This window comes from Imperialibacter sp. (assembly GCF_040222815.1).
In the GTDB taxonomy this organism is placed as follows: Bacteria; Bacteroidota; Bacteroidia; order Cytophagales; family Cyclobacteriaceae; genus Imperialibacter.
On the sequence record NZ_JAVKCH010000015.1, the window covers coordinates 570,664 to 582,478 of the forward strand.

Annotated in this window: 5 protein-coding genes; 4 read left to right on the forward strand and 1 reads right to left on the reverse strand. The window is 47.2% G+C overall.

Annotated elements, in window-relative coordinates:
• Positions 1 to 102 precede the first annotated feature (102 nt).
• From RIF36_RS06955 to RIF36_RS06965, 3 genes are all read left to right on the forward strand, one after another.
• Positions 103 to 486: a hypothetical protein gene (locus tag RIF36_RS06955; protein ID WP_350078740.1), complete on the forward strand. Its 384-nt coding sequence runs from the start codon at positions 103 to 105 to the stop codon at positions 484 to 486.
• 60 nt (positions 487 to 546) lie between these two features.
• The gene (locus RIF36_RS06960; protein ID WP_350126643.1) at positions 547 to 4,899 is read left to right on the forward strand and encodes a CusA/CzcA family heavy metal efflux RND transporter; all 4,353 of its coding nucleotides are present in this window, start codon (positions 547 to 549) and stop codon (positions 4,897 to 4,899) included.
• Positions 4,900 to 5,031: 132 nt separating this feature from the next.
• Positions 5,032 to 6,183, forward strand: a complete 1,152-nt coding sequence (locus RIF36_RS06965) for an efflux RND transporter periplasmic adaptor subunit (RefSeq protein WP_350126646.1) — start codon at positions 5,032 to 5,034, stop codon at positions 6,181 to 6,183.
• A gap of 71 nt (positions 6,184 to 6,254) precedes the next feature.
• On the opposite strand, the gene RIF36_RS06970 is transcribed toward RIF36_RS06965, so the two are convergent.
• The gene (locus tag RIF36_RS06970; RefSeq protein ID WP_350078746.1) at positions 6,255 to 7,871 is read right to left on the reverse strand and encodes an aminopeptidase P family protein; all 1,617 of its coding nucleotides are present in this window, start codon (positions 7,869 to 7,871) and stop codon (positions 6,255 to 6,257) included.
• Between the two features lie 170 nt (positions 7,872 to 8,041).
• On the opposite strand from RIF36_RS06970, the gene RIF36_RS06975 reads away from it, so the two are divergent.
• On the forward strand, positions 8,042 to 11,815 hold a 3,774-nt coding region (locus RIF36_RS06975), incomplete at its 3' end, for a choice-of-anchor D domain-containing protein (RefSeq protein WP_350126648.1).

The following is an 11,815-nucleotide window of genomic DNA, read 5'->3' on the forward strand; positions in this document are numbered from 1 at the left end:
AAGAGAGGTATTTGTTTTAGAATAGTGGAAACCAACTCTTTAGATACATTCCAAATTGATGAATGGCCATTGTAAGAGTTCATCAAATTGTACATTTGAATTGTGAAAAGTCTGCTTTCATTGGTTTTTGTGGGGTACTTCATCGTTGGAAGTGTTTTGCCCCGATCCAATTTCAAAGAATTGGAGAAGGTGCCCTCTATGATTGCACACTATGAGCACCACAAAAATGCTTTCGACAAAGATCTTACCTTTCCTGAGTTCCTGGTGCTTCACTTTAGTTTGAGTTCCGACCACAGCGAGCCTTCACACGAAACAGAGTTGCCTCTACACAATGGGGTGGTGGCGTCTTTTCTCTTCACTATCCCCCAAGCACCAGATTTGCAAGCTTCAGTGCAGGAGTATGCGGTAAAACACTTCAAGCCTTTTTCTATCAATTACCAGTTTCAATACACCTCCAACTGGTTTCAGCCTCCCCAAAGCGCCTGATAATCTTATTGGTTATCTGATTTCTCATGCCCCCACAGGGCGCTTTAAATCTATTTATAAATGGTCGATTCAATCATTCGATTCAGCATACGCAATAAGCTGATCGTTGTGCTGTTTTCATTAGCCATTATAGGCGTTGGCCTGTTTTCGCTAAGTCAAATTCCCCTCGGGGCCGTGCCTGACATCACCAACAATCAGGTGCAGGTGATAACAGTGTCACGAAACCTCGCCACCCAGGACGTGGAGCAATTCATTACGTACCCGGTAGAGCTGGAAATGGCCAACCTGCCGGGTGTGCAGGAAATCCGCTCGATTTCCAAGTTTGGGCTTTCCGTCGTCACCATTGTGTTCGACGAAGACCTGGGCACTTATTTGCCTCGTCAGCTTATTGCAGAAAAAATCAAGAAGGCCCAGGAGTCCATCCCAGCGGGTTTCGGCACTCCGGAAATGGGCCCCATTACTACCGGCCTTGGCGAAATTTACCAATATGTCCTGGATGTGAAGCCCGGTTATGAGGGCAAATATTCCACCACAGAACTTCGCACAATTCAGGACTGGATCGTCAAACGCTATTTGTCGGGGATACCGGGCGTGGTAGAAGTAAATACCTGGGGTGGCTTTCTTAAACAATACGAAGTCGCCGTGGATCCTACGTTGCTGAATGCAACGGGCGTTACGATCACAGAAGTATTTGACGCACTTGAAGCAAGCAACGACGTGACTGGAGGTGCCTATATAGAAAAGGCCTCCCAGAGTTACTTCATTAGAGGAGAGGGTCAGATCAAGTCTCTGGAGGAGCTTGGCAGTGTGGTGATTGGCAACAGAGATGGCATTCCCATCCTCATCAGGCAAGTTGGGGAAGTCAGGTTTGGTACCGCCGTTCGCTTTGGTGCCATTACCGCCAACGGCCAGGGAGAAAAAGTAATGGGCCAGGTGATGATGCTCAAGGGTGCCAACAGCAACCAGGTGATCAGCGCCGTGAAAGAAAGGGTGCACGAAGTCCAGGATTTGCTTCCAGAGGGCGTCTATATCAACCCATTTCTGGAACGAACGGAGCTGATTGACAAAACGACTGCGACCGTTGCCGAAAACCTCATCCTCGGAGCGCTGATTGTCATTTTTGTACTTGTTCTTTTGCTGGGCAACTTCCGCTCCGGAATGATCGTGGCGTCTGTTATTCCACTGAGCCTTTTGTTCGGTATCACACTTATGAACTACTTCGGTGTGTCGGCCAACCTCATGAGCCTCGGCGCCATCGACTTCGGTATCATTATCGACGGCGCAGTGATTATTGTGGAATACACTGTGCTTCAAATAACTTCCCGCTCAACCAGCCTCCTTGCGCTCACCGACGCAGAAAAAACTGCCGAAACAAATGAAATCACTGCTAACAGCGCTTCTACGATGATGAGGTCCGCCATTTTCGGGCAAATTATTATTCTCATCGTTTTCATCCCTATTCTTTCTCTTTCAGGCATTGAAGGAAAAATGTTCAAACCTATGGCATTGTCGTTCAGCTTTGCTCTCATAGGTGCCATGATCCTCTGTTTAACCTATGTGCCTGCCATGTCGGCCTTCTTCCTGAAGCCAAAAAAGCCGAAAGTCAAAGAAGGAGGCATTTCCAGTAGCATCATCAACGCCTTGCAGCGTGTGTACACGCCAACAATATCATTCGCCTTGCGCTTCAAGGCTTTGGTTATTGGGATAGCCGCAGCCATGCTGATTGTCAGCATAGTTTTGTTTATGAGGCTGGGTGGCGAATTCATCCCCACGCTGGATGAAGGCGACTACGTGGTGCAGCCCATCCTTAAGCCGGGTACGTCTCTGTCCGAAACTGTCGACATCAGCACCAAGCTGGAAAGAATCCTGCTGCAGAACTTCCCGGAAGTCAGCCAGGTGATTACCAGAATAGGTGCCGCCGAAGTCCCTACAGACCCTATGTCGATGGAAATGACGGATGTAGTTATCAGGTTGAAGCCCAAGTCAGAATGGGTTTCCGCAGCATCGAAAGATGAGCTTGCAGACAAAATGAAGGCTGCAATGCTGGTGCTGCCGGGTATCGGTTTTGAATTCACTCAGCCCATCGAAATGCGGTTCAATGAGCTGATTACAGGTGTAAGGGCTGATGTGGCCATTAAAATCTTTGGCGAGAACCTGGATACGCTCTTCAACCTGGGAAACGGGATAAAGAACCTGGTTCAAAATGTGGAAGGTGCTGCTGACGTGAGCGTGGAGCAAATTGCCGGACTGCCGCAAATGTCGGTACGGTACGACCGAAACAAGCTGGCCTCTTATGGACTCATGGTAAAAGACGTGAACAGGGTGATCAGGATGGCCTTTGCCGGGGAGGCCGCCGGGGTTGTTTTCGAAGGAGAGAAGCGCTTCGACCTGGTGGTGAGAACGGGCGTGAAGAACAGAAAAGACATGCAGGATTTAAGCAACCTGTTTGTGTCGTTGCCAGGGGGAGGACAGGTTCCTCTGCGGGAAGTGGCCAGCATCACCTACGAAGCAGGCCCAGCGCAGATTTCGAGGGATGATACCCGCAGAAGGATTGTCGTCAGCATCAACGTGAGAAACAGAGACATGGAATCACTAGTCGAAGAAATGCAGCTCATCATTAGCCAGGGTTTGGACTTACCTGCCGGGTATCATATTACCTACGGTGGTCAGTTTGAGAACTTGCAAAATGCCAAGGAAAGGCTGACGGTGGCTGTTCCGGTGGCCCTGCTCCTTATATTCATTATGCTCTATTTTACCTTTGGGGCGGTCAGCGAAGCTTTACTTGTCTTTTCGGCCATTCCGCTGGCAGCCATTGGGGGCGTCATTGCCTTAGCCGTTCGGGACATGCCCTTCAGCATCTCCGCTGGGGTTGGGTTCATTGCCTTGTTTGGCATCGCCGTATTGAATGGTATCGTCCTCATTGAGTTTTTTAATGAACTGAAACACAAAGGCGTTGATGATATCCGGGAGCGAGTGATGACGGGCACGAAAATGAGGCTGCGACCTGTTTTACTCACCGCCTCTGCAGCAGCCCTTGGTTTCTTTCCCATGGCGTTCTCTGGTTCGGCCGGAGCAGAGGTGCAGCGGCCGCTGGCTACGGTCGTTATCGGTGGGCTTGTATCCGCAACCTTATTGACCTTGGTGGTGCTTCCGGTGCTTTACACACTGTTGGAAACTGGCTTTTTCAAATGGCAAGGTAAAAAAGCAGCCATGCTACTGCTGTTGTTGAGCAGTAGCCTTGCGATCAGCGCTCAAAACGCTCCATCCACCTTGACGCTTGACAAAGCCATTGAGATGGCCCTGGAAAACAACCAGGGCATTAATGCGGCACAAACAACCTTGCAAGGTGTGGAGAAGCTGGAGAAGACTGCTTTCGACCCCGGCCCCACTCATATCTATTATGGCTATGACCAAAACAATATAGCGCCCAACGGCTTTCCGTTGAGGGTGCTCGGCGTGCAGCAGCAAATCGCCTGGCCGGGCCTCTACACTGCGTCCAAAAAAGCACTTGTTAACCAAACCGACATTGCTGCTTCCCAGCTTGATATTGCCAAAAGGCAGCTCAGCAAAGACGTCGCTATTCTCTATCTCGGCATGGCCCGATCAAAAGAGAAGTTGGAGCATTGGCAGGTGCTGGATAGCTTGTACGCTGCCATGAACCAGGTTGTGGTACGGCGAGCAGAGGTGGGTGACGCCACCAAACTCGAGCTGATACAGTCCAAATCGAAAGCCAGCGAAGTGCACGCAGCGCTGACACAGTCGCAATTGGAAATGGCACACTACCGGGAACGGCTCAAAGGCATCCTGCAAAGTGAAGACGCAATCGTACTCCCCGCCAGTGCTCTCAGCCGCACCGATATTCTGGCAAAAAACGCTAGCCTTGAGGCTTCCCAGAACGATCCGAAGTATCAGGAGCTGGTAAAAAAAGAAGCCAGCAGCCAGTCACTTAAAAAAGTAGAAGAATCAAGGCTGGCACCTACCTTTCAGGCACAGTATTTCAAAGGCTTTGGGCAGGGGGAAAACGCTGCCAATTTTGATGGCTACCAATTTGGGATTGGCATTCCATTGCTGGGGCTGTCACAAGTGAGGCGAGTGCAGGCCAGTAAGCTGTATGCGGAGGCCGCAGGCGAGCAGCTAGACAACTACGAGCGGCGAAGAGAGGCCGAATGGGCGGGATTGCAGGCCAACCGGCTAAAGTTTGAGGAAATGGTTGCCTATTACCAAACTGAGGGGCTGAAAATGGCCGAAGAGCTTATATCAGTGGCCAACAGGTCATACACCGCAGGGGAAATAGACTTATACCAATTGCTGTTGAATTTCGAAACTGCCAGGCAAATCAGGCTAAGCTACATCGACCAACTGCATCAGCTAAAGCTGGCAGAAGTCAACGTTGCTTTCTTTTTAATCGATTAATCTAAAAACATGAAATAGCCACAAGGAGCCCCATACCCATCGGAATGAAGAAGTCGGTCGAAAGTCGAAATATTCATTCTTTAATGGTAGAAGCTATTCCATGTGGCCGCTGCAAAAACAAACTACACACACATGAAAACTTATCAATTATATATTTTAGGTCTTGCACTTCTGGCTGCTCTCCAGGGTTGCACCAACCAGGCAGAGCCGCTTGCTGAGAGTCAGGAAGCCCAAAAAACTGCTGACGGCCTGACACTGTCGGCCCAGCAGATTGGAAAAATCGGTCTCCAGTCCAAAACAATAGAGCAGCGAACGATCACAACATCTGTATCTGCAAATGGCTTGCTCGATGTTCCAACACAGCACATGGCTTCGGTTACCACGTTTTTGCGTAGCTATGTAAAATCAGCCGACAAACACATTGGTGAAAAAGTAAAAAAAGGAGAAGTGCTGGCCGTTATGGAAGGGCCGGAATTCGTTGATCTGCAACAGCAGTATCTTGAGCACAGGAGCCAACTGGCAGTGCTAAAGTCCGAGTTTGAAAGACAAAGCAACCTGGCGGCTGACTCTATTACATCAAAGAAGAGTCTGCAACTCGCTCAGGCGGTGTATGAACAAACGGCCTCCTCAGTTGAAGCATTGCAACAAAAACTCAGCTTTCTGCATGTAAACATGGCCACGCTCGACAAAGGGACTATTGCCAGGTCCTTCACCATCCGGGCGCCGATGGATGGCTACCTGACAGAAGTATCCGCAAGAATCGGGAGCTACATAACGCCCGGGCAATCCCTTATGGAAATAGTGGACCTCACTCACATACATGCCGAGCTCAGCGTTTATGAATCGGAGGCAATGAATGTAAAAGAGGGACAAAAAATGGAGATCATGCTGCCGTCGATGCCTGGCAAGGTGCTGGAAGCTGATATCTACCTGATCGACAAGGCATTCGACGACATCACCAGGGCGGTCAAAGTGCATGGCCACTTCGAAGAGGAGAATATCCCTTTCATCATGGGCATGTACGTGGAAGGGAAAATTATAACAGGTGAAGCCACCGGCTATGCAGTGCCGGCCATAGCAGCTGTGTTTGCTGACAACAACAGGTACGTGTTCCTGGAAAAAGCCTCTGGTGATGGCGCTGTGTTTATGGCTATCGACGTTACCGAAGCGGCTGAAATGGATGGGTGGATTTTACTTCCCGAAGGTAAAATACCCGAAGGCTTTGACAAGGTGGTAACGAAAGGCGCTGGTTACTTACTTGCCCAGTGGATGATGGCCGAGTAAAAAAAACTTTCAATATTTTTCTCCGAGTCTACACACTTTATTTTCTGACTTGGAGAAAAATATTGAAGAAATTATTTCTTCAAATCAGGTAATTTATAATTAGAGAAAATACTCTCTTCCGCCATCAACTTTTCTATCTCATCAGGTGTCCTTGGAGCACGGGTACTCAGCAGCTCGTAACCATCTTTTGTGATCAAAATATCGTCTTCAATCCGCACGGCAATCCCCCACCACTTTTTGTCACAAGGACTACCCTCCGGAATGTAGATTCCGGGCTCAACAGTTAGCACCATATTTTCCTTGAACTCCTGGTAGTTCCCCCTGTCGTGCACATCCAACCCAATGTGGTGCGACACCCCATGAGGAAAGTAATTGTGCGGTGTATCCGCCGACTCAATAATGCCAAGCTCAGCTAGCCCCTGGTTGATCACTTGCCTGCAAACGAGGGTATTGTCTGATATCTTATTGCCTGGCTTAGACCTGGCAAAAGCTGCCTCCTGTGCCTTCAACACCAATTCGTAGATGGCCCTCTGCTCTTTTGTAAACTTACCGCTGCCCGGAATAGTGCGGGTAATGTCGGCTGTGTAACCCCGGTACTGCGCCCCAAGATCCATCAGCACCAAATCGCTCTTGATGTCCATCTTGTTGTTGCTGATATAGTGAAGTGTGCAGCCATTGTTGCCTGCCCCAACAATCGACGGATAACCCAGGTCTTCAGCGCCATATTTCTTGAAAACGAACTCGTGGATACCCTGTACCTCCGATTCCGACATGCCTGGGCGCATGGCCTTGTACACTTCTGCCTGCGCCACGCAACTCACGTCGACAGCCATCCTCAGCAAAGCGACCTCTTCGTCGGTCTTCACTTCTCTTAAATCGGTTAAGTACTTCCCCAACGAAGTACCGTCCAGCTTGTGTTTCGGCTCAGGCAGCTTCTCAATCATCAGCTTCCTCTGCTCGGGCGACTTTGCTTCCAAAACAGCCCTGATTTGCTCATTTGAAGCAAAATCTGGAAAGCTATTCACCAGCTGTCTCAAAATCTGGGCCGCCTGCGGGTTCTTCAGAAACTCCTCCGACTTGATATAGTCGTACATTTTGTATTTATCGGCATTGAAGTCGACCGGGTAATCAACCTTGTTTTTGAACTGCAGCAGAAGGCTGTAAAGATCGGCCTCATCACCAGTGGCGTCCCTCACATCGGAGGGTAAATTGAGGAACAGAATCTTGTCAAACACGGAGAAGTTCATGTTGAAATTTTTGAACTCGGTAGCGTCGTAGGCCGCCTCAAAGCCAAGCTCATTCTTAGCTCCTTCCACTCCCAATCTGGCGCCGTTGTACATCTCCTTTCGGGCCTGTCTTTGTTGTGTAAACAACACTTCAGAGAATGTATTTCCCTGTACATTTTTCTGTTTTTCTTTAAAAATAAGCACCACTGAATGTGGCTCCTGGTATCCAGTTAAATAGTAAAAATCAGGATCCTGGTGATAAACATACTCCACATCGTTGGCCCGATTTCGAACGGGGTTGGCAAACATGACGGCCACTGAATTTGGTGGCATCTTTTTACGAAGCGCCTGCCGGCGTTCTTTGTGAAAATCCTTGCCAAGGTAGTCGGTGGGGTATTGGGCCAGCAGCCGGCCTGAGGAAATGGCCAGGAAGAAAAACAGGTAAACCGAAAGTTTTTTCATGGAGTCAAGTTTTAGAAGGAAGCACAAAGTAAGCAGAGGATTGATGTGGTGAAATGAATATTTGAGGAGTCGCCGAAAATTGTGATGGAGGCTTTATGTTACGATGGAAAGAATCTCTTGTAATCTTTGGGCTTAATATTTATACTGCATCTTCTTCTGCCTAAACAATTATGAGAGATACCCTATTTTACGCCCTCAAAGACAGCATAACTAAAATATTTGTATTTGTCTTCTTGATTATAATGCATTTTTCAGAAAGTCTTGCTCAACCGGAGATTGTTCGGGTGCCGATTGAAAACGAGGGAACCGGGGATCAGAATATGGCGACAATTAGCGAATTAAATGGCAAAATATATTTCAGCAGCAACGAAAGAGACATTTATGAATACGAGTTAGGTTCCGCTCCTAGAAAGATCGAACCATTTAACCCATCTGGTTTCAAAACTTTCATCTACGAAGTGGCTCCAGTAAATGGTAAACTGTTGATTAATTCCTTTGGATTTAGCGACTATGGAAGGGAACCTGCTATGGTCGACCCCGAAACAGGGGAAGCGTCCTTGTTAAAAGATGTCACCCCCGGCTCAGGGTCTACCTCGCTTCAATTTTTTTACGGCAATGGCAAAGTGGGATATTTTGGAAGCTATGGCCCTGAAAACGACTACATTTGGGGTACCAATGGGACAGTTGAAGGCACTTTTAAGATCATTGAGGAGCCTTATTTCGGCTGGATATCCTATCTCGCCTTTAAAGACCAAACAATTATAAAATCGGCAGCTGGCCTGTGGATATCGGATGGCACTATGGGAGGAACGGAAAAGCTAGCAAATATCGGATTTTCTTTTTCCGAAAAGGAACCATTGGCTGTCACCAGTAACTTCTTCTATTTTGTCGACCCTTCGCCAGACAAGAATCAAATTTGGAGATCCGACGGAAGTCCCGAGGGAACAGAATTAATCGTTGACCTGGGAAGTCAACTCCAAAAAACATCTATCGGAGTAATTGATGACATGCTCATCTATTCAGTTGTTGAAGGTGGGCATACCGTAATAAGGCGGTTTGTCGACTCCGAAAAAATATCAATAGATGTAATTATGATTCCTGAGGCTTCTTTTGATCTGATATCTGACAATCATATCGCCTACCTTTTTACTAACAATGTTAATGTTTGGAAGCTCGAGCCAAGTCTGGTATCTGCTTCAAAAATTTTTAGTTTTGAAGCACAAAGCCCTTATCCAAACATTGCAAGCTATTCGTTCATCAATGGCAAGATGTTATTTGGCATTAATACATTCAATTACGGAAGAGAGTATTGGGTTACCGATGGGAGTGAGCAGGGTACACATATATTGTCGGACATATACCCAGGTCCAACTTCAGGGTTCTATGGTAATGCAGTTTATTCGCCCTCCTTTGATAAGGTCTTTTTCTATGCACGGGATCAAAGCCATGGAATAGAAATCTGGACTACCGATGGCTCAACGAACGGCACTTCAATTGTAGCAGACCTTGTCACTTCGCCAAGCAGCCTTAGTATAAGCAAACTTGCCAAGACGATCAATTACTTGTATTTAGTGACCAATGTCAACAGCGACGAACCAAACCTTTTTCAATTGCAAAAAGGCGGATCTATTCTTCAAAATATATTGGATCTGGAACCTGCCTACTCGGTTACAAACTACGAAATATCTGCGCTTGACAACTTACTGTTTTTTCACGCACATGGCTTAAACGACGGATATCAGTCACAGTCTTTAGCAGTGTATGATGAAAATAGCCTGAAGTTTCCCTACGAGCAAGACTACCTTTTCCCGGGAGGTTTTGCTCAAGCCAATGGCAAGCTTTTTTTTACGGCACAGGGTTCTAATGGTGAAGATTTTTGGGTGGCCGAGGGAAAAGACAAATCAGAAATTTACCCAATCAAAGACATAGCTCCAGATGGTAGCAGGGCAATTTCTTCCATTTTTGAGATGCAAGTTGAATACTTTAATGGCCAGTATTTTTTTGCAGCCAACAACCAGGTTCATGGGAACGAGCTTTGGGTGAGCGATCTTACCGAGCCGGGGACTTATCTTTTTTCTGATTTAAATGTCGGGAGTTCCGATTCAAATCCAGCCAATTTTTTTGCCCACGAAAGTAAGTTATTTTTTTCGGCGACAGTTGGAGCCATTACGTACTTGTTTGTCTCTGGGGGCTTGCCAAGCAATACTGTAGCAATTCAGCAAATGAAGGCAAGGAAATTTTTTGTAGTGGGTGCTGATTTGTATGTAGTATCGGAGGATACAAACTACAATTTTAGTCTATGGAAGACGGACGGGACGGCCTCAGGAACGTCCTATGTCATGAATTTAGGAACAAATAGTAGACTGATTCCAGCTATTCAAACAGAAAATGGATTACTTTTCTCAGGTATCTCAGCCGGAACCTCTTCCACTAAGACCTTCTTTTTAAATCTCTCAGGTGAAATTTCAATAGCTAACGAAAGCCAGAATCTTCTTCAATACGGAGCCGTTAGCAAAGGAAGTTACATTTATTACATCCTAAATAGTCAATTAAGGTATACAGATGGCAGTTCATCATTTGATAAAAAAATTCTCGACACATACACTGCCGACCACACACTGGCCGATTACTTTACCAACAATCATCAAGTATTTGGAGAAGACTTAGTGTTCAGCGGTTACGATGGGCTATTTAATAGTCTTTGGAAGGTTCCAATTTTTGCTCCGGACATCTACATATCCTACAACTTCGATCCATTATCCGCAGGTCAAATCCTGGACTTTGGCGCCATTCCATATACCACTGAGTCAACTGCGAAAACCCTCACCATCACCAACAACGGCTACGTAGACTGGGAATTTCCTGAAGGGTATAGTCTGCAAGTGTCTGGCGAAGCCGCCAATGACTTTGTTATCAGCAATCCCGTGTTCCCCGCTGTGCTGCGGCCTGGCGAATCATTTGATATTGATGTAAAGTTTGTGCCCACTGACGGTGGGGTGAGAGAAGCCTATATCGATTTGCAATCTACTGATGAATTGCTTTCCTCGATCCAAATCAACCTTACTGGCAAAGGCACGGATTTTCCTCAGAGTATCCAATTCGTCTTCGGATCAGACATGCCTTTTCGGGAAGCGCCTTTTGAATTAGCTGCCTATTCCACATCAAGACTACCTCTCGATTTCACTTCTTCTGATAACAGCATTGCAACGTTTACCTCGGAGGGATTTGTCACAAAGAAGTTTGGCACAGTCACGATAAAAGCGTCGCAGCCGGGAAATGAGTATTTCCTCCCAGCCACACCCGTTGAGAAAGAAGTAAACATTATCATTGGGAACCAAACAATTGGCTTGAATGTCCCCACGCACTATACTTACGGCGATGCTGCTTTTCAGCTTTCTGCCTCTACATCTTCTGGCAATCCTGTAAAGGCTTATACAAGCTCTAACGCAGCCTTGGTGAGTATAGAAGGCACGACTGCCACCATACTTGGAGCGGGCAATTTGACGGTGACAGCTGCTGTGGATGGCAACCAATATTTCAATGATGGGGAGCAAGTATTTGATTTTACCATTAAAAAAGCCCCCCAAACTATATCCTTTGAGTCCCTGGCACCTACGACATTTGGCTCGGCAGTCGAATTAACGGCAACAGGAGGTGCTTCCGGCCAGCCTGTGATATTTACTTCGTCCAACGAAAGTGTGGCTACCATTGCTGGCAATACAGTGACCATCGTCAAGTCTGGAAATGTCAATATTACGGCCACCCAGGCTGGCAACGACAACTACGATGCTGCCACCTCAGTGACCAGGCTGCTTACCATATCTAAAGGCGTTCAAACCATAACCTTTGAAGCACCAGAAGGCAAAACTTTTGGGGATGACACATTTGAGCTGGCTGCCTCGTCAAGCTCGGGCTTACCGGTGACGCTAACCAGCTCCAAGCCT